Source organism: Micromonospora sp. CNZ296, assembly GCF_007827635.1.
The window spans coordinates 136,685-160,756 of sequence record NZ_VISW01000008.1 but is presented as its reverse complement, the minus strand read 5'-3'; the positions used below and the strand labels follow the sequence as shown (position 1 = coordinate 160,756).

Genomic DNA, 24,072 nt, shown 5'->3' with positions numbered 1-24,072 from the left:
GGCGGGGGTCCGGCAGCCGGACCCCCGCCCCCGTGTCACCGGGTTCAGTTCAGCGCGGGCGCGCACGGGGCGACGGTGCTGGCCTTGATGGACTCCAGCTTGCGCACCGGGAGCGACTTCTTGGGCGCGGTCTCCTTGGTCATGGGAACACCTCCTCTCCACCTCTCGTCGGGACGGGGGGCACCCGCCGGCCGGCTTCGGCGGGAGATCGTGTGCCGAGGGCGTCGTCGCCGGCGACGAATCGCGCGGCGAGGTCGACGAGGCTCTCCTCGGCGTGGAACAGCGACAGGTGGTCGCCGTGCTCGGCGACGTGCAGGACGGACCCGGCGATCCGGGCGGCCACGGCCCGCGACCCGGCGGGGTGCGCCGTGTGGTCGTCCTCGCTGGTGACGACGAGCGTGCGCGTGGTCAGCCCGGCGAGGTACGGGCGCAGGTCCGTGCCCATGATCGCGCCGTTGAGCCGGCAGTACCGGCGCAGCAGCTCCGGCGTCGCGTACGGGTACGTGACCAGGTGCGCCAGCCGTGGCGGGGCGACGCCGAGCATGGTGTTGGTGAGCACCGCGTGCACCGCCGCGGCCTGCTGCGGGCTGCGGGCGGCCATCGCCATCAGGGCCTGCAGGTTCTGCTGGTGGTCGGTTTTCGGGCTCTCGTCGCCGAGGTCGAAGTCGCCGTGCCAGAGGCTCAGCGACGACACCCGCTCCGGCGCCCGCGCGGCCGCGACGACCGCGAGCACCGCGCCGCCGCACAGGCCGATCAGGTGCGCGCGGCGCAGCCCGAACCGGTCCAGCACCGCGAGGAGGTCGTCGGCCTGGGCCACCACGCCGGTGTCGGCGGAGAATCCGTCCACGTCCGCGAACAGGCCCCGCGTCTCGGGGACGAGCACGTGGAAGTCGCGGGACAGCCGGCCGGCCCAGCCCTCGGCGAGCCGGGCGGGCATCCCGCACGCGGACACCATCAGCACCGGCGGCCGGTCCGGGTCGCCGGCGGCGTACGTGGGCAGCACCACCCCGTCGCCGGTACGCACGTCGGTGCGCCGGAAGCGGCAGGTGAAGTCCTGTTCGCGCGCCTCGGCGACCACGCGCGGCTCGTCCGCCGGCGGCGGTGCCGGGTTCGCGTCGAGGTCCAGCAGGTCGCTCACCACCCGCTCGAAGGGGCCGAGGTCGGCGGCGTCGGTCACCGGCGTCGGTGCCGGCACGTCCAGCCGGTCGCACAGCCGGGCCAGCGCGGCCGCGGTGGCCGGGTCGGCGCACCGCACCCGTACCGGTGGCGGCAGCACCCGCAGCAGCGGACCCGCCGCCAGCAGCGCGGCGGCCAGATCCCGCCCCGGCGTCACGCGCCTGCTCCGATCCACTCGTAGCTGCGGTGGTAGGCGCGGACGCCGGTGCAGGCGAGCAGTGTGCGCGCACCGGCCACCCGGTCCAGCACCTCGGCGTACCGCCCCGGGTCGATCCGCTTGTCCGCCACCGGCACCAGGCAGTCGGCGTTGTCGGCGAGGATCCGCTTGTACTCGTCGAACGTCAGCTCGCACCGGCCGGCGAGGTGCTCGCCGATGCGCATCCGGCCGACCTCGGCGGTGGACCGGCCGTCGACCAGGCCGCTGTAGAACTCGGCGGCGCAGCCCGAGCCGTACGAGTACATCCCGACGCGTACCGGGTCGTCGGGCCGCAGGTGGTCGATCAGGCTGGCCAGGGCCAGGTAGACCGAGCCGGAGCAGAGGTTGCCGACCAGCCGCGGGTACTCCAGGCCGGGCGCGACCCGGCGGGCGAAGTCCGCGTCGGCGTCGGGCAGCCGGTGCTCGCGGGCGAGCTTGCGGTGCGCCGCGCGGACGATGCCCGCGAACGGCGTGTGCATGGCCAGCCCGGCGAACGTGGTGGCGAAGTCGACGTCCGCCACCTTCTCCGCGTAGTGCGCGTAGGCGTTCGTCAGGCAGTCCAGGTAGGCGAACAGCGAGCGGTCGGCGTCGGCGACGTCGAACGTCGGGCCCGGCCGGGCCGAGTCGAACGTCTCGTAGCTGTGCGTCCCGAACGCCCCGAGGTCCACGTCGAGCACCCGCGGGTCGTCGCCGAGCAGCACCGCGGCGGCGCCGGTGCCCATCGCCGGCTCGGTGTACGAGGCGTTCTCGTTCACCAGTGACACGTCCGTCGCGATCACCAGCGCCTTGGCGCCCGGTGACAGGCCGGCGGCGAGGTAGCCGCAGGCGAGCTGGAGCGCCCCGGTCGCGGCGTAGCAGGCCTGTTTCACCTCCAGCATCCGGCAGCGGCGGCTCAGCCCGAGGTGCCGGTGCACGTACGAGGCGATCGACTTGCTCAGGTCCAGGCCGGACTCGCTGGAGGTCACCAGCAGTTCGATCCGGTCGCGGTCGGCCTCGTCCATCGCGTCGAGGATCGGCTTGGCGGCGTTCACCGCATGCGTGACCGGATCCTCGAACGGCAGCGCGACCGACTTCGCGGTCATCATCAGGTTGCCGAGGCGGGCCGCGTCCAGACCGCGCCCCTCGAACAGGACCGGCACCGCGACGGAGGCCACCCCGCAGTACACGTTCAGGGCCTCGATGCCCACGTTCATGCCGTCACCTCGCAGAGGTACGCGACCAGGTGGTCGATGTCGGGCAGGTCGCTGAAGCTGCCGAGGGGCTCGTCGACGCCGAGCCGCTCACGGAGGGCCAGGATGATCTCGACCCGGTCGATCGAGTCGGCGCCCAGGTCGCGCAGGTGCGCGTCCCCCGGGATCCGGTCGCCGGGGACCGCCGGCAGGATCTCGGCGATCACCTCGTGGACCACCCGCCGGACCGCTTCGTCGCTGGGGCTCACGTCGTTCCCTCCGTCCGGGTCTGCGAAAGGGCCACCGCGAGCGGCCGTCCGGTGTCGCGGTCGGCGAGCACCACCCGGACCGTCTCGTCGGCGCCGGGCACGTCGCCGCCCGGCCGCCGGGACACCCGCACCCGCAGCACCGCGCCCACGTCGGCGTTGCCGAGGTAGCTCATCCGCTGATCCAGCACGATCCGCCGGAGGAAGCCGGCGTCGGTGCCGCCGCGGTGCCGCCACAGCCGCAGCGACGCCCAGTCCACGATGGAGAAGTAGGACGCGAAGTAGAGCAGTCCCACCCCGTTGAGGTCGCGGCTCGGATCGACCGGGTAGTCCAGCGCCAGCCGGTCCAGCGGGTCGGACGGGTCGGGCTCGGCGCCGAGGGCGCGCAGTTCGGCGTACGCGCGCCGGGGCGAGTGCCGCGCGGGCAGCACGGGCAGGTGCCCGTGCCGGAACCCCGGTGGGGACGCGCTGCGCAGGTCGCCGTTGCCGCCGGACGGGCCGCGCACCACCCAGCGGTTGAAGTTCTGCGCGTACAGGCATCCCGGGTCGGGGTGGGCGTAGAACTCGTCCGGGTCGACGACGCGTCCCGGCCGGTCGCCGCGCCGGATCTCGTGCAGCGTCAGCACCGACTCGCTGCCGGAGGCGAAGGACCGCGAGTCCACCCGCAGCACGTCGCCGAAGGTCATGCCGCGCACGTGCAGGTCCGCGCCGCCGCGCAGGTGGATGTAGTGGAACGCCAGGTAGGTCGGCATCCCGTCGGCGTCGCGGGCGGTGTAGACGTTGGTGTCGCAGAGCGCGCTGACGGTGTCCCAGGTCCAGTCGCCGACCTGGCCGACGAACAGCGACCCCGGCCCGCACATGCCGGGCCGCACCACAGTCGTACGGGTCGTCGCGTCGGGACCGAGCAGTTCCAGCTCGGGAGTCAGGACGGTCACGACCCCTCCCCTCCGGCGCCGCGCAGGAAGTCGGTCAGGATCCGGTTGCACTCCCGAGGGCTGGTCAGATACGGGAAGTGGCCGGCGTCGGCGATCTCCTCGTAGCGGGCGCCCCTGATGCCCTGGTGCAGCAGCCGCGCCGTCTCCGACGGGATGACTGTGTCGTGCCGGCCCTGCACCACGAGCGCCGGCAGGTCCAGCTCGCCCAGCCGGTCGCGGAGGTCCGGCCGGGCCGCGAACACGTCGAGGTAACGCAGCCCGGTCTGGGGGTCCATGCTCTCGCAGCGCAGCAGCAGCGCCTCCACGGCGGCCCGCTCGTGCCGCAGCCGGTCCGCGCCGGACCCCTCGATCGTGCGGTCGAGGTCCTGGGCGGCCACGACGGCCAGCCGGTTGATCTCACCGACCCGGTTGCCGATCTTGTAGGAGCTGCCGAGCAGGATCAGCGAGGCGGTGTCCTCCGGATGATTCAGGGCGAACGTGAGCGCGACCAGGCCGCCGAACGACGCGCCTGCGACGTGGACCGGGCCGTCGACCCCGATCTCCCGCAGCACCCGCAGTTCGAGGGCGGCGATCCCGTCCAGGGTGAGGTCGGCCGAGGCGGTGCTCGCCCCGACGCCGGGGTGGTGGACGCTGATCACCTGGTACCGCCCGGCCAGCGCCTCGAACTGGCGCGCGAAGACGCCCGCGCCGATGTTGAACGGGTGCGCGAGCAGCAGCGGCGGGCCGTCGCCGGCGGTGAAGACCTCCACCTGGGCGCCGGCCACCGGCACCACCCGTCGGCGTACGGCCGGCTGGTGTTCCCGCAGCACGCTGCCGTTGTCGTCGGCCGGCGCCTGGTCGCGCAGCGCCTGCCGGACGTCCTCGGGCACCCGGTCGGCGGGCTGGTAGACCGCCCGGGCCGCCTCCCCGGCCGTGCGGACCCCGCCGGTGACCAGTTCGGGCATCTCTCCCGGTGCGGCGGCGAGCGCGGCGACGGCGGCCACCACCGCCTCGGCGTCGTCGGGCCCGAAGCCGACCGGCACTGCCAGCCGGACGGTGCCGGCGAGCGGCCCTCCGATCGCCAGGTGCGGCGCGCCCCGGACTCCGGCGCCGGCGTAGAGCCAGGCCAGCCCGGACATCGTGGGGTGCTCCTGACCGGCCAGGCCGGGCATCCGGGCGAGGTCGAGCAGGACACAGTGGGCGCCGTCGACGTCCACGACCGGCAGGCCGGCCGCCCGCAGGCCGTCGCGGAGCACCGCGACCGCGGCGACGCGCCGCCGGACCAGTTCCGTGACGCCCCGGCGGTCCGCGAGGGCGGCCCGCAGCGTCATCCGGGTGGCCCGGTCCACCTCGGAGCCGCGCCGCGCCACGTGCTCGCGCAGCCGCGCCGCCAGTTCCGGGTCGCGGGTGGCGACCAGGCCGCCCGCTGTGACGCCGAAGTCCTTGGACAGGCTGAGCGTCGCCGTGTCGGCGACGGCGAGCAGGTCCCGCACCACCGCCCAGGGATCCCCGCCGGGGCCGGCGAGCGCGACGGCGTTGTCGACGACGCGGCTGGCGTCCAGGACGAGCGGCACCCCGTGCGCGGCGGTGACGCGGCGCAGCTCCCGGAGGGCGTCGGGTTCGACGGGTACGCCACCGGCGGCGTTGTTGGCCGCCTCCGCCACCACGAACGACACCGACCCGGCGGGCCGGCGGGTCAGCTCCGCCGCGAACGCCTCGATCGTCTCCGGGTCGAGCCGGCCCACCCCAACGGCGACCGGTTCGTAGCCGAGGTCGGCGAGCGTCGACAGCCAGGTCGGGAAGGCCGCCGCGTGCAGCACGACGCCGCGCGGGCCGGGGTGGCAGCGGCACAGCAGTTCCTCGGCCGTCCGCCCGGACCGGGTCGGCACCACCTCGGGCATGGGCAGCCAGTCGTGCGCGGTGAGCTCCGGCGGGCCGGACCGTTCGGCGAGCAGCCGCGTCCGGGCGGCGACGAAGCCGTCCGCCCGCTCCGCCCAGGAGTCGGTGAGCAGGTCGAAGGGGACCAGCTCGGTCGGCAGGGCGAGCGCGTTGTACCCGTGCGCGGCCAGCAGATCCGTACGTCCCGGCCGCAGCGCCGGGTCCGGCGGCGGGCCCGCGTCCTCCGGCGGCGCGGCGTTGTGCGACGGCACGGCGGCGTCCGGCGGCACGATGGCGTGCGGCGGCGGTGCGGCGTTCAGCGGCGCGGGATCGGCGGGGGCGCCGTCCACGAGGTCTGGATTGGCGATCATCAGGATGATGTCGGTGACCGACGTACGGTCGCCGGTCGCCGGCTGGCACAGGTAGATCGGCGTGTTCTCGGGCCGGAACTTGTTCTTGAACTGGAAGTTGCCCGGCCCGAAGACGCCCACCGAGTGCAGCTCCGCCAGCGCGTCCGCCACCGCCGGGTCGGCGTTCGGCGACTCGGTGATGGCGACGCCGAAGCTCGCCCCGAAGCTGAACGACGTGCAGCCCTCGGCGGCGGTCACCTCGATGATCCGGACGATCGCCCACTCCAGGCCACCGGCGGGCATCTCGTCGGCGTAGAACTCCAGATCGAGCAGGTATCCCCGCTCGGACGGGATCCGGGTGACGATGACCGCGTTGACGAGAACGTCGTCCACACGGGTGAGGAAGACCCGGTGCCGGGGGTCGAGCGTGCCGCCGCCGATCTCCTCCCGGACCACGCCGACGTACGGGTTCACCATCTGCTTGCGGCGACCCCAGGAGTCGATCAGACCGACGATCTGCCGGTCGGTCTCCGGCGACGCGCCGGCCTGATACTCCTCGATCCGGCAGTCACCGGCCCGCTCGAACCGGTGCAGGAGGCTGCGCAGGCGCTGCATCCGGCCGCCCCGTACGGTGAACGAGGCCAGGTCCGTCAGGCGCTGCACCGCCCCGAACGGGGTCGCGGTGACCGGTTCCCCGGCGACCTCGGTCAGGTGGGCCAGGGACAGGAAGTTGGGCCGCAGGCCGTTGCGCCGTGCCCACGCGATCCACTCCGCGACGAGGTCGTGGAAGTGGTCGTGGTGCCCGACGAAGCTCCAGGCGAACACGTCGTCGCCGCGGACCGAGAAGTTGACGTAGCCGGCCCGCGCCGAGTCGACGAACGCGTACGGTGCGATGTCCCGTCCGGCCAGCCCGCCCTCCTTGGCGTGGCGGCGGTCGAGGTCGGCCAGGAGGTCACGCAGCGCCGGGCGGCCGGGCAGGGTCCGCTTGCGGACGACTACCGGCTCGCCGTCGACCTCGGCGCCGCTCTCGATCGTCCGGCCGGTGGCCCGTGGACCGGTGCCCGTCTCGGTCCGGACGCCGGTCCCGGCGGACCGCCCGGCCAGGAACGCGGTGAGGTCGGGCATCGTGGGGTGGTCGAACAGCAGGGTCTTAGGCAGCGCGCCGTAGCGCTGTTCCAGGGCGCCGACGACCCGCAGCATGTCGAACGAGGTGAGGCCGCTGTCGGCGAACGTCCGGCCGGGCTCGACGGCACGCTCCAGCACCCCGGTCACGATCTCCTCGACGCCGTCTCCGGCCGGTGTGACCGGGCGTGATGCCTGCGTACCGGCGGCCACGAGCGCCGCCACCGCCTCGACCGTGTCGTGCTCGTACAGGTCGGCGGCGGTGATCTCCACGTCGAACGTCGCCACCACCAGCCGGGCCAGCTCCATCCGGAAGATCGAGTCGAGGCCGAGGTCGGCGAACGCCCGGTCGGCGGTGATCTCCGTACGGTCGGCGCCGAGCACCCGCGCCACACAGTCCCGTACCGCCTCGGCCACCTCCGCGGGCGCCGGCCCCTGGGCGACGGCGGCGGCCGGCCGTTCGGCGCGGCCCGGCTGGTCGACGGGGGCGTGCGGTTCGACGGGGCTCGGCCGCTCGGGGGCGGCCGGTAGCGCGGCGGCGGGTGGCGCGGCAGCGGGTAGCGCGGCAGCGGGTGGCGCGGCAGCGGGTGGCGCGGCAGCGGCGGAACCGGCTCCGGCCGGGTGGGTGGCCGGTCGGGCCGGGCGGGCGAGCACGCCCACCGGGGCCGCGCCGTTCGACGCGGGTCCGCCGTTCACCGCTCCCGCGTCGGCGGCCGTGCGCCGGCCCGCGCCGTTCCTGCGCAACGCCGACGGATCACGCAGCACGATCCGGTCGGCGGCGGTGCGCCGGACCGGGGCGGGCGGCTCCGCCGGAACACGCGGGGCGGGCAGCTCGGCCGGGGCGGGCCGGGAGGGTGCGGCGGCGCGGGCCGGTCCCTCGTCGAACCAGAAAGGCCGGGCGTCCAGCGGCGGGGCGGGGACGGAGATCCGGGCCGGCCGGTGGTCCCAGGTCGCCGCCCAGTCGACGTCGCCGCCGGCCAGCCAGGTCTCGGTCTCCGCGTCGAGGCGGGGCGGCGCCTCGCCGCGCAGCACCGCCACCGCCTCGGCGGCGTCGGCGACCACCGCGGCGAACCGGTGGGCCAGGGCCTCCCGTCCCACCTGGAGCGTGTACGTGGCACGGGCCATGTCGGTGCTCTCCGCGAGGTGGTCCGCGACCCGGCGCCGGTACTCCGCCAGCGCCGCGGGGCCGGACGCGGACAGCACCAGGCGCCAGGGGCCCGACGCCGGGGACGCCGGCAGCGGCGGCGGCGACTGCACGACCACGTGGGCGTTGGTGCCGCCGAAACCGAACGAGCTGACCCCGGCGACCCGGTCGCCGGTCCACGGCACGTCGTGGTCCAGCACTGTGAACGGGGTGCCGTCCAGCCGCAGGTACGGGTTGCGCCGATGCTGGTGCAGCGTGCGCGGCAGCCGTTCGTGCCGCAGGCTCAGCAGCACCTTGAGCAGCCCGGCGATGCCGGCCGCGGCCTCCAGGTGGCCGATGTTCGTCTTCACCGTCCCGACCGCGATCGTGGCGTCCACGCCCTCGAACGCCTTCTTCAGCCCTTCGATCTCGATCGGGTCGCCGAGCCGGGTGCCGGTGCCGTGGGCCTCGATGTAGCTGACGCTCGCCGGGTCGACGCCGCCGGCCCGGTACGCCCGGCTGACGACCTGCGCCTGCGCCTGCGGGTTCGGGGCGGTCAGCGACGGCCCGCGGCCGGCGTGGTTCACCGCGCTGCCCCGGATGACGGCGATCACCTGGTCCCCGTCGGCGACCGCCGCGCGCAGCGGTTTGAGCAGCACGACGCCGCAGCCCTCGCCGCGGCCGTATCCGTCGGCGGAGGCGTCGAACGTCTTGCACCGGCCGTCGGCGCTGAGCATGCCCGAGGACTGGAACGCCACGAACAGGCCGGGGCTCAGCAGCACGTTCACCCCACCGGCGAGCGCCGTGGCGCACTCCCCGGCCAGCAACGCCCGTACCGCGCGGTGCACCGCGACGAGCGAGCTGGAGCAGGCGGTGTCGACGGCCTCGCTGGGGCCGCGCAGGTCCAGCAGGTAGGAGACCCGGTTGGCCAGGATGCAGTCGGCGAGGCCGCTGGCGGTGTGGGCCTCGACCGGCACGTCGTGCGCGCGGAGCAGGTCGTCGTAGTCGCAGGCGGACACGCCGACGAAGATCCCGGTGTCGGTGCCGGCGAGGTCCTCCGGCCGGTATCCCGCGTCGGCGACGGCCTGCCAGGCGGTCTGGAGGAACAACCGCTGCTGCGGGTCCATCAGCGCGGCCTCGCGCGGCGCGATGCCGAACAGGTCGGCGTCGAACGAGCGTACGTCGTCGAGGAAACCGGCGCGGACACCGGCGGTGGCCGGGTCGCCGAGCAGGTCGGTGCGGTCGGCCGGGACCGCGCGGACGAGGTCGTCGCCGGCGGCGAGGTGCCGCCAGAAGGCGTCGAGGTCCGGCGAGCCGGGCAGTACCCCGGCCATTCCCACCACGGCGACCGCGTCGGCCGGCAGGTCCGCCGAGGGCTCGGCGGCCTCCGCCGCGGGCCGGGCCGCCGTGAGCCCGGCGTCCACGGTGGCCGGGGCCGGCCGGGCCGGGAGTACGGTGCGCAGGTACGCGCCGAAGGCGGCGAGCGTGGGGTGCTCGTAGAGGACTGTGGGCAGCAGGTCGACGCCGAAGCGCTCGTTCGTCTCGTTCACCAGCCCGGTCAGCGAGATGGAGTCGAAGCCCAGGTCGAGCAGTTGGATGTCCGGGTCGACCTCGTCCGGTTCGACGAGCAGGAACCCGGCGGCGAGCGCACGCAGCTCCGCGTCCAGGTCCAGCTCCGGGTCCGGAACACCGGCCGGGGCCTCCGGCGCGACGTCCACCGGGCGCTGCACCGCCACCACCGGCTCGGTGCCCGACACGACGCGGTCGAACGCCCGTACCGCGTCGGCCGTCGGCAGCGGGGCACTCCCCCAGCGCCGCGCGAACAACCGGCGGGTGGCGTCGTCGACGGCCATCCCACCGTCGGCCCACAGCGGCCAGCAGACGGACACCGTGCCGGGCCGGCCTGCGGCGAACTCGTCCAGGAACGCGTTGGCGTACGCGTAGTCGACCTGCCCGAGGTTGCCGGTGCGTCCGGCGATCGACGAGCACAGCGCGAGGAACTCCAGCGGTTCCGTGCCGAGCGCGTCCACCAGGTGCCGCAGGCCGAACACCTTCGGGGCCAGCACCGCGTCGACGGCGGTCGCCGGCTTCGTCAGGGCGCGGGCGTCGTCGTGCACGCCCGCGGCGTGAATCACCCCGTCGATGCGCCCGTAGCGGCGGCGGATCTCGGCCACGGCGCTGCGCACGTCGGACTCGACAGTCACGTCCGCGCGGACGAACGCGAAGGCGTCGTCGGCCGGCGCGGTCCGGCCGACCAGCACCACCGCCGAGGGCGTACGGGTCGCGGCGAGGTGTGCGGCGAGGTGCCGGCCGACGGCGCCGGTGCCGCCGACCACGACGTACACGCCGCCGGTGCGCCGGACGGCCGGGCCGGGCCGGAACGGCACCATCCGGCGTACCTCACGGACGCCGCCGGTCCAGCAGATGTCGTCGACCCGCTGCTCCGGCGGCCCGGAGACGTGCCACAGGTCCGCCTCGGCGGTCACCCCACCCCGGACCACCGCCCCGGAGAAGCCGCTGTGCTCCAGCGCGAGCGTGCGCAGCGCCGCCGTCACGGCGGTGTAGGCAGGCCGCTCGTCCGGGCAGCCGACGACGATCCGCAGCGACGCGGCCGGATCCGGGGTGAGCACCTCGACGGCGGCCCGCAGGACGGTGTGCAGGCTCTCGCGCACCTCGTCGGCGAGCCCGCCGGCACGGGCCGGCAGGTGCACCACGATCACGTCCGGGTCGGCCTGGTCGTGGCGGCCGCCGAACGTCGGGCCCTCGCCGATCACCCGGATGCGGGCCGGCGGCCGCCCACCCTCCGGCGGCGGCTCGGCCCGCCACTGCGGCCGCAGGTACACGCACGGGTCGCTCTCGGGCACGCCGGTCTCCCGCGCCGCCACGTCCGGCACGACGCTCCCCGGCACGACGATCTGCGGCACCGCCGCCTCGGGCACGACGGTCTCCCGCACCGCCGCCTCGGGCGCGGCGGTCTCCGGCACCGTCGCCTCCGGCACCGCCAGGCCCGGCAGCGCGGCGGCCCGGCCGTCGGCGGTCCGGTCACCCTCCGGTACGGACGGCGGCGCCGGTGGCCGTGCGGTACCGGTCGGCTCGGGCAGCCACAGCCGCTGCCTGTCGAACGGGTACGGCGGCAGCGGCACCCGTCCCGGCCGTACCGGCCAGCGGCCCGCCCAGTCGACCGGGACGCCGCGTACCCACAGCTTCGCCGACTGGTCGAGCCGGCCGCGGCGCAGCAGGTCGGCGGCGATCTCGGCGCCGCCGTCGCCGTCGAACAGCGGATCGGTGCCGGCGGTTCCGGTAATGACCTCGCCGGCTCGCAGCCGGCGGACCAGCTCGTCGATGTCGGACACGACGACGGCGAGCCGGTTGTCGAACTCCGCCCGCCCGACCTGGGTGCTGTACGCGAGCTGGTCGAGGCGCGGGCGCGTCCGCTCGACCAGGTCGGCCAGGTCGGCCGTGAGCGTCCGCAGCTGCTCCGGGGTCCGCGCCGACAGCACCACGACGTGCGGCCCCGGCTGGACGGGCGCGGGCGGCGGCGCGGGATGCTCCCGGACCACGAGGTGCGCGTTCGCGCCGCCCGCCCCGAACGAGCTGACCCCGGCGCGCCGGGGCGCGGTCCACGGCTGTGCGCTCGTCGGCAGCAGGAACGACCCGGACAGGTCGATGCGGGAGTTGACAGTGGACAGGTTCGCGCAGGGCGCGATCGTGCCGTGCGCGAGTTGCAGCAGCACCTTCGTCAGGCCGGCGATGCCGGCGGCGCCTTCGAGGTGACCGATGTTGGCCTTGACCGAGCCGACCGGGATCCGCCGGCCGTCCGGCAGCGCGTTACCGAGCGCCCGGCCGAGACCGGCGATCTCGATCGGGTCGCCGAGAGCCGTGCCGGTGCCGTGCGCCTCCAGATAGCCGACGTCGCCGGGTGTCACCCCGGCCGCGGCGAGCGCCCGGACCACCAGGTCGGCCTGCGCGGTGGGGTTGGGGACGGTGTAGCCGGCGGTCCGGCCGCCCGCGTTGACGAAGCCGCCCTCGATGACGCCCCAGATCCGGTCGCCGTCGCGCAGGGCCGCGGACAGGGGTTTGAGCAGTACCGCGCCGACGCCCTCGCCGGGCACGAACCCGTCGGCGCGCTCGTCGAACACCTTGCAGGCGCCGTCGGCCGACAACATGGTCATCGACGACAGCGCGATCAGGTGCGCCGGGTGCAGGACCAGGTTGACGCCACCGGCGACGGCCGCCGAGCACTCCCCGCGGCGCAGGCTCTCACAGGCCAGGTGGACCGCCGTCAGCGAGGAGGAGCAGGCCGAGTCGACGGCGAAGCTCGGTCCGGTCAGGTCGAGCGTGTACGACACCCGGTTGGCGATCGACCAGTACGCCGAGTGCCCGTCGGTGTAGCGGCCCTCCGGCCAGCCCTGCGCGGCGGCGATGCGGCCGTACGAGCCGTACATGGTGCCGACGAAGACGCCGGTGTCGCGCGGCAGGGCTCCGCCGAGGGCGCCCGCGTCCTCCAGCATCAGCCAGACGGTCTCCAGGAACAGCCGCTCCTGCGGGTCCATCGCGGCCGCGTCCTTCGGCAGGATGCCGAAGAAGCCGGGGTCGAACCGGTCGACGTCGGTGAGGAACCCGGCCCACCGGCTGTACGTGTGCCCCGGCCGGCCGCGGCGCGGGTCGAAGTGCTCGCGCCAGTCCCACCGCTCCGGCGGCACCTCCGTGATCGAGGTGGTGCCGGTGACCAGGTTCTGCCAGAACCGCTCCAGGTCCGGCGCGCCCGGATAGCGGCCGGACAGGCCGACGACAGCTATCGCGTCCGCGTCGCCCCGGGCGGCGGAGGCCGAGGTGACCGAGGTGACCGAGGTGACCGGGGCGGCCGGGGCGGCCGGGAACGCCGGGACGGCCGGTCGCTCCGGTTCCGCCGGGTGGACCGGCGCCGGCACGGCGTCCACCGCCGCGACGCCGAGCGTGGCGGCGAGCGGGCCCGGCCGTTCCCGGGCCAGGTGGTCGGCGAGCTGCTCGATCGTCAGGTGCTCGAACAGCAGGGTGGCCGGCAGGTCGCCGAGGTCGGCCGAGAACCGGCGTACGAGGTGCTGGCTGACCAGCGAGTCGACGCCGAAGTTGTCGAACGTGACGTCGTCGTCGAGCTGGTCGGGGCGGTACTTGAGGACCTCCGCGAAGACCGCGCGGACGTAGTCCCGGGCGGCGCGGGCCGGCACCCGGTCCACCGGCGCCGCACCGGCCGTCGCCACGAGCACGCACTGCTCCTGCTCGTCGTCGGGGACACCGGGCATGCCGAGGATCCGGCCGGTCAGGCCCGCCTCGGCGAGCGCCGCGCGCCACCCGGCCGGCGACAGCAGCGGGGAGTGCGGCAGCCGCCGCCGGGCGTCGGTGAACCGCCACCAGCCCGGCAGGAGGCCGAACGTCGCGGTGAGGAAGTCGGAGGCGCGGGTGACCTCGTTGAGCAGCAGCACACCGCCGGGGCGCAGCAGGGATCGGGCATGGCGCAGGCTGTGGACCACGTCCGCGGTGGCGTGCAGCACGTTCGTGGCGAGCACGACGTCGTACGAGCCGGCCTCGAAGCCCTGCCCGGCCGGTTCCCGTTCGATGTCGAGGACGCCGAACCGCAGGCCCGGATGGCGTCCGCCGAAGCGGTCCTCGGCCTCGCGGAGGAACGCGGTCGACAGGTCGGTGAAGTCGTACCGGACGCCCGGGCAGGCGTCGAGGACGAACGCCGAGCCCGCGCCGGTGCCGGCGCCGATCTCCAGCACCCGGCCCGGGCGGCCGTCCGTCCGTCCGAGCGCAGCGGCGGCCTGCGCCGCCACCAGGCGGTGGTAGAAGTCCGCGGCCTGCTGCCCCTGGTAGACGGCGGCGACCAGGTCGGTGCTGCCGCCGGGGAAGAGCACCTCGGTCGGTGAGGTCCGGCCGTCCAGGACGCCGGGCAGGGCGTCGACGCACCGGGCCAGCAACGCGACGTGCGGGGCGAGGTCGGGGTGCCGGGCGAGCACGGCAGCGGTGGACAGGCCGGCCGGGGGCGCGGACACGGCCGCGGCGACGGCGGCCGCCAGCGGCCCGGAGGCCGGCACCTGACGGTCCCGGAGCCGGTCGCGCAGCAGGTCGCGGGCCAGCCCGTCGAGGGTACGGAAGGCCGCGCTGGACCGGTCCAGCGACGGGTCGGTGTCCCCGGCGGCGGTGCCGTCCGTCGAGGGTGGTGCCGCGAGCGCGGTGACGGCGTCGTCGGCGGGCGCCGACGGGTGGACGCCGAGTGCGGCGAGCCCGTCCCTCGTGCCCTTGAGGACAGCCACCTGTGGGTGCGGGCCGGCGAGGATCCGCTCCAGCGCCGCGACGCCCTCGGCCGGCTCGATGGAGCCGATGCCCAGCGTCGCGAACCGGGCCGCGTACCCGGGGTCGGCGACCACGCCGACGCTGCCCCACCAGCCCCAGTTGACCACGCGTACCGGTTGTCCCCGGCGGTGCAGCGCCAGCCCGTACGCGTCCTCGAACGTGCTCGCGGCGGCGTAGTTGGCCTGCCCCGGGGCCGGAGCGAACGACAGCGCCGAGGAGAACAGCGCGAGGAAGTCCAGCGGCTCGCCGGCCAGCGCGTCGGCGAGCACACCGACACCGGCGACCTTCGGCCGCAGCACCTCGGTGAACGCCGCCTCGTCCATCGCGGACAGGGCACGGTCACGGAGCACGACCGCGGCGTGGAACGCGCCGTCGACGGGCCCGAACCGCTGTCGAGCCTCGGCCACCGCGCGGCGGACCGCGACGGCGTCGGTGACGTCGGCACGCAGGTAGACGGCCTGTCCGCCCAGCGCCTCGATCTGCGCCACCAGGGACCGGATGCGCTCGTCCTCCGGGGACCGGCCGAGCCACACGAGCCGGGCACGGCGGGTCCGGGCGAGGTGACGGCTGACTTCGAACCCGATGCCGCCGGTGCCGCCGACGACGAGGTAGACACCGCCGTCGCGCAGCGGCGCCACGCCTGCCGGCCCGGCCACCGGCTCCAGTCGGCGGACCAGGCGGCGGTCACCACGCAGCGCGACGAGTCGGTCGGTGCCGTCCTCGCGGCGGATCGCGTCGGCCGGGGTGACGTCGCCGGGACCGGCGTCGACACAGGTGACCCGCCACTGCGGATACTCGGCCGCGATCGCGCTCGCCAGCCCGGCCAGGCCGGCGGCGTGCGGGTGGACCGGCTCGCCGGGCAGGCCGGCCACCCCGGACACGACGAATGTGAGCGTCAGCGGTCCCCGGTCCGCGCCCAGGTCGAGCAGGCGGCGCAGCAGGCGGAACGCCTCGGGCGTCGCGGAGTCGTCCTGCGGCGGGGCGGCCGGGTCGGCCGTGCGGGCGAGCACGTACACCGTGTCGTACCGGCCGGTGGGCAGCTCGCCGAGCGGCAGCGTGTCGTCGGCGCCGAGGGCGGCGGCGAGCGCGGCGTCGGCGGGGCCGTGCACGGCGAGGGCCCGCCCGGCAGGCGGTTGGCCGGAGGGCGCACCGGCCGGCCGCCAGGCCGGGACGTACAGCAGGTCCTCCGGCGGCGCCGTCACGACCGGCCGGCTCTCGGCCGATGCGGCGCCGGACGCCATGTAGGGGCGCAGCGTCACACCGTCGAGCCGGGCCCGGACGTCACCGGTCAGGTCGGTGAGGACCACGTCGAACCGTCCGCCGTCCCGGCGTACCACGTGGACGCGGGCGGTCGTCGGCAGCCGGTCCGCGACGAAGACCGACTCGACGGCGAACGGGACGAGCATCCGGTCGGCGGGATCGACCAGCCCGGCGACCGCCTGCAACGCCCCGTCGAGCAGCTGGACGTCGCTGTCGGGGCCGGTGGCGAGCATGCCGAGCGCCTCACCGGCGCCCAGCCGCAGCTCCGTCAGCACCCGGAAGGACGGCCCGTAGCGCAGACCGGCCCGGGCGAATCCCGCGTACAGGTCGTCGACCGGACGGCGGACGGGGCAGCGGGCCTCGACTGACGGCAGGTCCACCCGCTCCGGCGGTGCCGGGTCGGGGGCGCGGCGGGTGGCGACGGCGTGCGGTGTTCCCCCGACGGTGAGGGTGATCCGGTCGTCCCGGGTGACGACAGCCGTCACCGGCTCGGTGACCACGACGGGCCGCAGCCAGGTCACGTCGGCGGCGCGGGCGGTCCCGCCGGCGGTGGCCTGGTGCAGGAACGCCGCGCCGGGCAGGACCGGGACGCCGTGCAGCCTGTGGTCGGCCACCAGCGGGTCGGCCGGGGTGAGGGCCGTCTCCCGCCGGTCGCGGCCGGTCCAAAAACGGTCGCGGTCGAAGGGGTACGTGGGCAGCGGGATGCGACGCCCGGCCGGCATCGCCGTCCAGTCCACGTCCGCGCCGGCCACCCAGCGCTCGGCGAGGGCGACCAGGTCGGCCGGCGCGTCGGGCGCGGGCGGCCCGCCGGCGAGCTGCCGGACCAGGTCGGCGGTGTCGGCGGCGACGAACGCGGCCCGGACCGCCAGGTGCGCCCGGCCCCGCGCGAGGGTCGCGGCGACGTCGTGGACGTCGGCCGGTTCGGTACGCAGGCGCCGGGCCAGCCGGTCCGTCAGGTCGCGCAGCGCGGACGCGGTACGGGCCGAGACGGGTACCACCACCGGCCCGGTGCCGGTGCCCGCCGTCGCGGCCGGCGCCTCGGCCACCACGAGATGGCAGTTGGTGCCGCTGAAGCCGAACGAGCTGACGCCGGCGACCAGCCGGTCGTCGTGCCACCCGGTGAGTTCGCGCACCACCGGCAGCCCGGGGATCGCCTCGGTGGCGTGCGGGGTCGGTGGCAACTGCCGGTGCCGCAGGCTGAGCAGCACCTTGATCAGGCCGGCCACGCCGGCGGCCATCGTGGTGTGACCGATGTTCGCCTTGACCGAGCCGATCCGGCAGTGCGGGCCGACGACCTGGGCCAGCGCCTTGACCTCGATCGGGTCGCCGAGCGCGGTGCCGGTGCCGTGCGTCTCGACGTACCCGACCTCGACGCCCGCCCGGGCGTGGACCTCACGCAGCAGACGGACCTGGGAGACCGCGCTCGGCGCGGTGATGCCGTTGGTACGGCCGTCGCCGTTCACGCCGCCGGCGAGGATGACGCCGTGGACGTGGTCGCCGTCGGCGAGCGCCCGGTCCAGCCGCTTGAGGACGACCACGCCGACGCCCTCGCCGAGCACGATGCCGTCGGCGGCGGCGTCGAACGGCAGGCACCGGCCGGTCGGCGACAGCATCCCCGTCTGGCTGGTCCAGACCTGCATCTGCGGCGTGCACATCACCGCGACGCCGCCGGCCAGCGCCGTGTCGCAGTCGCCCGAGCGCAGGCTCTCGCAGGCCAGGTGCACCGCCGTCAACGACGACGAGCACGCGGTGTCGATCGCCATCGTGGGCCCGGTCAGGTCGAGCAGGTACGCGATCCGGGCCGGCAGGATCGAGCTGGCCCCGCCGAGGAACGCCTCGCTGCTGTCGCTGCGTCCGTGCCGCTCCAGCAGCCGGGGATAGTCGCCCGCGCCGCAGCCGACGAAGACGCCGCACCGCATCGGCCGCCCGGCGTACCCGGCGTTCTCCAGTGCCGCCCACGCCTGCTCCAGGAAGATCCGCTGCTGCGGGTCCATCGCCTCGGCTTCGAGCGGTGAGATGCGGAACAGCCCGGCGTCGAACGCGTCCACGTCGTCCAGCAGCGCCGCCCACCGGCTGCGGGTGCGGCCGGGTGCGGCCGGGTCCGGGTCGTAGAGTCCCGTCAGGTCCCAGCGGTCGGACGGCACCTCCCGGATGGCGGACCGGCCGGCGGCGAGGTTGTCCCAGAACGTGTCGAGGTCCGGGGCGCCCGGGAATCGTCCGGCCATCCCGATCACCGCGATCGCAGTCGACGGGTCCGCGCCCGGCGACGCCGCGTCCGAGGCCGGTGTCCCGGCCGGTGCGGATGACGACGCCGGTGCCGGTGTCGCCGCCGGTGCCGGCTCTCGGTGGGAAGGCGACGCGGGCGGTGGGCGGACGGCGAACGTCAGCGGCGGGGGCTCCGGGGCCGTGGCGGGGGCGGCCCCGGACGGCGGGGCAGTCCCGGGCGCCGCGCCGGGCGCGGTCAGGACCAGTGGCGGCGGGCCCGCGGCGGCCGGCGAGGCGACAGCCGGCGCGGTGACAGCGGCCGCAGCGGGCGCGGCCACCTCGGCGACGGCCGGCGTAGCGGCCTCGGTGACAGCGGGCGCGGGTGCGGCGGGCCCGGGCACCTTGGCCGGGACCGGTTCGTCCACGACGGACGGCTCCGGGGGCGCGGTGGCCTGGGCGCGCAGGGAGGCGGACTCGGCCAGGTTGCGCAGCACCGCCTGGGCGAGATCGGGCACTGTGGGGTGGTCGTACACGGCTGCCGAGTCCAGGTCGGTGCCGAACCGGCGGTTGAGGTCCCGCACCAGCTCGACGGCGCCGATGGAGTCCAGTCCCAGGTCGGCGAAGGTGCGGGACGGCAGCACCTCGTCCGGGCGCAGGTACAGCAGGGCGCCCACGATCTCCGTCACCGCGTCGCCCACCGCGCCGTCGTCCGGTCCGGGCTCCGGCTGCGCGGCCGGCGTCGCCCGGCTACGGAACTCGTCGACCTTGGTGAAGTGCTCCCGTACCAGGGCGGCGGACTCCGCGCCGAGGACGTTCCCGTGCATTCGGACCTCGCTGGCGATGACCTCGGGCAGCCGGTCGAGGATCCGGCCGGCGAGTTCGTTCTTGAGCGACCGGATCACCGCCGGTGGCTTGTCCGCCATGGACCGGGCCAGGTCCAGCGCGGCCGGAACGACTTCCTGCGGCGGCAGCACGGTCACGCCGGCTCCGCGCCGGCTCAGCTCGGCGCCGGTCATCGACCGTCCGGTCAGCATCATCTCGGCGGCCAGGGCGGGGCCGAGGCGTTGCTCCAGGATGTAGGTGGCGCCCATGCCCGGGGTGAAGCCGTAGCGGGTGAAGTTCGCGCTGTACACCGACGTGTCGCCGAGGACGACCACGTCGCCGTAGCAGGCGAACGCCAGTCCCCCGCCGGAGGCGTGCCCGGCGGCGGCGGTGACGACCGGCCGGGTGCAGCGCAGGATGCCCTCGTACACGAGCGCGGCGTCGGTGAACGTGCCCTCGCCCTCGGCCAGCGCCCGCAGGGCCTCGGGAGTGCCGCCCATGCTGAATACCGAGCCGTGGCCGGTGATCACCACCGCACGTACGTCGTCGCGCCGCTCGATCTCCGCGAACGTGTCCCCCAAAGCCGCGAGCAGCCCGTCGGTGAACATCGGCGCGCGCATCGACACCAGCGCGACGCCCTGGTCCAGGACACGGAACTCCAGGTCCGGCCCGTCCGGCACGACCACGTCGCCGTCGACGGCCGGTGGCGGGCTCGCGGCCACCGCGACGGCGTCGCCACCGCCGGTCCCGGCGCGGAGCGTGCCGGCGGAGCCGGCGCGAGCGGCGTCCCAGCCGCCGATCCAGCAGGGCTCCTCCGGCAGCGGGCAGGTCGGCAGCGGTACGCGGCGGGGATGCCCGTCCGGGTAGCAGGCGGACCAGTCGACCGCGCCGCCGCCGACCCAGTGCCGGGCCACCTCGTGCAGGTCACCGGCCCGGAAGGCCGCCACCGGATCGCCGGTGGCGGGCGCGCCGGTGGTCACCACGTCCCCGGTGTCCGCACCGCGGGCGAAGCGTTCCAGCGCGCTGCGCAGCGCGTCGGTGCCGGACGTCACGACGGCGATGCGGACCGCCTGCGGCGCCCGTCCCACCTGCGTCGTGTAGGCGATGTCGCGGACGCCCCGGTCCGCGGCGAGTTCGTCGAGGCGCGTCGCAACGCTCAGCCGGCCGATCGCCTCCACCCCGACCAGGTCCGCCAGCCGCGCCGGGTCGAGCCCGAGATCGCCGAGGGTCGCCGACGGTTCCAGCGCCTCCTCGGGTACGCCGAGAAGGTCGGCCACCGCCGCGGTCGGGCCGGTCGACTCCGGCAGGCCGGCCGCCATCGCGCCCGCGTACGCCCGCAGTGTCTCGGCGGTCGGCGCGGAGAGCACCACGAGCGCCGGCCCGTCCGGCGCGGGTGCGGCGGCGGGGGCGAACTCCTCGACCAGCACGTGCGCGTTGGTGCCCCCGGCGCCGAACGCGCTGACGCCGGCCCGCCGCGGTACGCCGGGCGGCGGAGTCCACGGCTCCAGCGTGCGCTGGACCCGCAGCGGCACGGCGGCGAAGTCGATGTGCGGGTTGAGTTCCTCGGCGTGCAGCGACGGCACGAGCGCGCGGTGCCGCAGTTGCAGCAGCACCTTCGTCAGGCCGGCTATCCCGGCGGCGCCCTCCAGGTGCCCGATGTTCGACTTGACCGAGCCGATCGCGCACGCCCCGGCCGGCAGGTCCGCACCGTCGAACGCCTGCCGGAGGCCCTCGACCTCGATCGGGTCGCCGAGCGCGGTGCCGGTGCCGTGGGCCTCGACGTAGCCCAGCGTGGCGGGGGCCCAGCCGGCCGAGTCCAGCGCGGCGCGGACGAGCGCGGCCTGGGAGCCGGGGCTCGGTACTGTCGCCCCGGCGGTACGTCCGGTGTGGTTCACCGACGTCGCGCGGATGACGCCGTACACGTGGTCGCCGTCGGCGAGCGCGCGCGACAGCGGCTTGAGCAGCACCGCGCCGACCCCCTCGCCGGGCACGTAGCCGGTGCCGTCCGCGCCGAACGCGCGGCACCGGCCGTCGGTGGACAACCACTGCCCCTGCGCGAGCTGGAGGTACTTCTGCGGGTGCACCGTCACGTTCACGCCGCCGGCCAGGGCGAGCGTGCACTCGCCCCGCCGGATGCTCTCGACCGCGAGGTGCACGGCCATCAGCGACGACGAGCAGGCGGTGTCGACGGCCAGGCTCGGCCCGGTCAGGTCGAAGGTGTGCGAGACGCGGTTGGCGATCGCGCAGTGCATCGCGGTCGGGGCGACGCCGTCGGTGGCCCCGCCGACGAGCTGGTAGTGGTTCCACATGACGCCCGCGTAGACGCCGACGACCTCGCCGCGCAGGGTCTCGGGCGGATGTCCGGCGTTCTCCAGGGCGTGCCAGCAGGTGGTGAGGAACAGCCGTTCCTGGGGGTCCATCCGCTCGGCGTCGCGCCGGGACACCCCGAAGAAGGTCGGCGCGAAGCGGTCGACGCCGTCGAGGAAGCCGCCCCACCGGCCGTACGTACGCCCGGGGGTGCCCTTCTCCGGGTCGAACAGCGCCGCGTGGTCCCAGCGGCCGGCGGGCACCTCGGTGATCGCGTCGACGCCGCCGGCCAGGTTGCGCCAGAACGCGTCCAGGTCGTCCGCGCCGGGGTAACGCCCGGCCACGCCGACCACCGCGACCGCGTCGTCGCCCGGCCCGCCCACGGCCGGCTCACCGACAGCCGGTCCGCCGTCGGACCCGGCAGCCGGGCGCGAGACGGCGGCAGCTCCGAGGGCCGGGCGCGAGGCGGCGGTGGCCGCAGCCGCACCGGCGGCCGGCACGAGTTCCCGCAGCCGGTCCGCCTGCCCGTGCAGGACCAGCACCGCGTCGTACGGACCGCGCAGCACGTCGCGCAGGACGCCCAGCGCGGTGTCGGTGGGCATCGGCTCCTGGCCGGTGTGCTCGGTCGAGCGGCGCAGGGCGTCGGCGGGCGCGCGCATGCCGCCCTCGGCCCAGTACGGCCAGCCGATGACGACGGTCCGGCCGCGACCGCGCCGCTCGACGTGCCGCAGGCCCGCGTTGGCGTACGCGTAGGCGGCCTGACCGGGGTTGGCCACGTCGGCCGAAGCGGAGGAGAAGGCGACCAGGAAGTCGAGCGCGTCACCGGCGGTGGCGGCGTCGACGTGGCGCAGGCCGTCGAGTTTGGGGGCGGCGACGGCGGCGAGGTCGCCCGGATCGCCGCGGAAGAACAGCCCGTCCCGGGTGACGCCGGCGCAGTGCAGGACCCCGTCGATCCGGCCGAACCGCTCCCGTACACCGGTCACCGCCGCGTCCACAGCGGCGGCGTCGGTGACGTCGGCGATGGCCACGTGCACCTCGGCGCCCGCCGCGCGGCACCGGTCGACGAGCGCCGCCGCGGGCGCGGTACGCGACAGCAGGGCGATCCGGGCCCGGTGCCGCCGCGCGAGGTGCGTCGCGAGGACGGCGGCGAGACCACCGGATCCCCCGGTGATCAGATAGACGCCGCCGTCGCGGAACGGCTCCCCGCCCGTGGCCCCGGCGGCCGGGTCCACCTCGCGCCATCGCCGCACGAGACGCCGGCCGCCGACGTGGCGGACCTCCGGCTCGGCGTCGCCCGCGCGCAGCTCGGCGCGTACCGCGGTGGCGAGGTCGCGGGCGTGATCGACCTGGACGAACCGGCAGCGCAGGCCGGGGATCTCGGCGGTCACGGTACGGGCCAGCGCCGCGGTCGCCGCCTGCTCGGCGGTGGTCTCACCGGCGTGCACGACGAGCAGGTCGCGCGGTCCGGCGTCGACGAGGGCGGTGGCGGCGCGCCACAGGTCGGCGGCCGGGTCGTCGGTCAGCAGGACGACGGCGGGCGGCAGGTCAGGGGCGTCGCGGAGCCGGTCGACGGAGTCCACGTGGGCGGCGGCGAGCCCGGCGGGGAGCGCGCCGCCCACCACGAGCGCCTCCGGGGTACCGGTGCTCGGCGGCGCCGGGTCCGCGGGCACCCAGGCGTCGACGAAGGACAGCACCGTCGACTCGGGGGCGGCCGGAGCCGCGGCGGCCACCGGCGCGTCGGACGACTGAGGGACGGCCGGCGCGGCCGGGGCCTGCCCGGTGGACAGGTGCGCGGCGAGCGCGTCGATGGTGGTGTGCTCGAACAACAGCGTCGGGTAGAGCTTGCGGCCGACGAGCTGCTCGACCCGCTCGGTGAGCCGGAGCAGCGCGACCGAGTCGAAGCCGAGGTCGTAGAACCCGGTGCCGGTCGCCACCTCGGCGGGCGGCCGGCCGAGCATGTCCGCGACGGCGGCGCGCAGCGTGTCGGTGAAGCCGTTCGCGGCGCCCGGCGAGGACGCCGCGGGCTGCCCGGGCACCGTCGCCGGTGGCGCGGCGGCGGGCCGGACCGGCGCGGCGTCGGCCGACACGTCGGCGAGCAGCCGGCGTACCAGCCCGGATTCGCGGATGCGCTTGCAGGTGAGGCCGGTGAAGCCGGCCAGGAACCGGCCGTCCGCGTCGCGGATCGTGTAGTCGGTGGTGATCACGTCGCCGGACGGCGCGAGCCGTTCCGGGCGCGGCACGTGGACATGACACGTCGGCGGCAGCGGCTCGGGTGCCCGGAACTCCTGGACGAACATCGGCACGAACGGGTCGTCGGTCGGCATCCCGACCTGCCCGAACCCGGCCAGCGTCGAGGCGTCCAGCGAGGCCGGGTGCAGGTGGAACCCGGCGGCTGCGGCCCCCGGTTGCTGCTCGCGGGTCAGGTCGGCCAGGAGCGCGCCGCCGCCGATGTGCAGGGTGCCGCGGCAGCGCATCGCCGGGCCGTGGCGGATGTGCTCCCGTACCGCCCGCTGGTAGAGCACCTCCACGTCGTCGTGCCGGTCGGCGGCGGCCCGCAGCGCGGCCAGGTCGAGCGGCGGCGGGACCGGCTCGTCGGTGAGGCAGATCAGCCCGTGAGCGTTGTCGTGCCAGCCGGACACCGGGTCGTCACCGCGAAGCCAGCGGCTGCGGACGGTGAACGGACGCCCCGCGTCCTGTGGTTCGCCGATGGTGAGCACGACCTCGCGGTCGAAGCCGTCGGTGGTGACGATCGCCTCGGCGAGCACTGTGTCCCGTACGCAGAGCCGGCGGTGGTCCCAGCCGGCCGCGACGGCGGTGCGGTAGACGAGGTCGAAGAAGACGACGCCGGGAAGCACCGACACCTCGTGCAGCCGGTGGTTCCGCATGACGAAGTCGTCGTGGGTGAGCCGGAACCGGCTCTGGACGTCGGCCATCGGGAACCTGCCTCCGGT

5 protein-coding genes are annotated in these 24,072 nt (G+C 75.8%); all 5 read right to left on the bottom strand.

What is annotated here, in order from left to right; translation table 11 throughout:
• Positions 1-139: 139 nt before the first annotated feature.
• Genes FB455_RS15555 through FB455_RS15535 form a run of 5 tightly spaced genes read right to left on the bottom strand, consistent with a single transcriptional unit; the run spans position 140 to position 24,054 of the window.
• Positions 140-1,333 carry an alpha/beta fold hydrolase gene (locus tag FB455_RS15555; RefSeq protein WP_013287039.1) on the bottom strand — a complete coding sequence of 398 codons (1,194 nt, stop codon included), beginning with the start codon at positions 1,331-1,333 and terminating at the stop codon, positions 140-142.
• Positions 1,330-2,565, bottom strand: a complete 1,236-nt coding sequence (locus FB455_RS15550) for a hydroxymethylglutaryl-CoA synthase family protein (protein WP_013287040.1) — start codon at positions 2,563-2,565, stop codon at positions 1,330-1,332. The genes FB455_RS15555 and FB455_RS15550 overlap by 4 nt, the downstream gene beginning before the upstream one ends.
• On the bottom strand, positions 2,562-2,810 hold the full coding sequence (locus FB455_RS15545) for an acyl carrier protein (protein ID WP_013287041.1): 249 nt from the start codon (positions 2,808-2,810) through the stop codon (positions 2,562-2,564). Before FB455_RS15545 ends, FB455_RS15550 begins: the two co-directional genes overlap by 4 nt.
• Positions 2,807-3,742 (bottom strand): LnmK family bifunctional acyltransferase/decarboxylase, encoded by a 936-nt coding sequence (locus FB455_RS15540; protein ID WP_030268226.1) that lies wholly within the window; start codon positions 3,740-3,742, stop codon positions 2,807-2,809. Before FB455_RS15540 ends, FB455_RS15545 begins: the two co-directional genes overlap by 4 nt.
• On the bottom strand, positions 3,739-24,054 hold the full coding sequence (locus tag FB455_RS15535) for an SDR family NAD(P)-dependent oxidoreductase (protein ID WP_145753806.1): 20,316 nt from the start codon (positions 24,052-24,054) through the stop codon (positions 3,739-3,741). Before FB455_RS15535 ends, FB455_RS15540 begins: the two co-directional genes overlap by 4 nt.
• Between the last annotated feature and the right edge of the window lie 18 nt (positions 24,055-24,072).

Excerpts from the sequence above, each read along its gene's own strand:
- FB455_RS15550 (WP_013287040.1), bottom strand. The coding sequence starts at position 2,565 with ATGAACGTGGGCATCGAGGCCCTGAACGTGTACTGCGGGGTGGCCTCC.
- FB455_RS15535 (WP_145753806.1), bottom strand. The coding sequence starts at position 24,054 with ATGGCCGACGTCCAGAGCCGGTTCCGGCTCACCCACGACGACTTCGTC.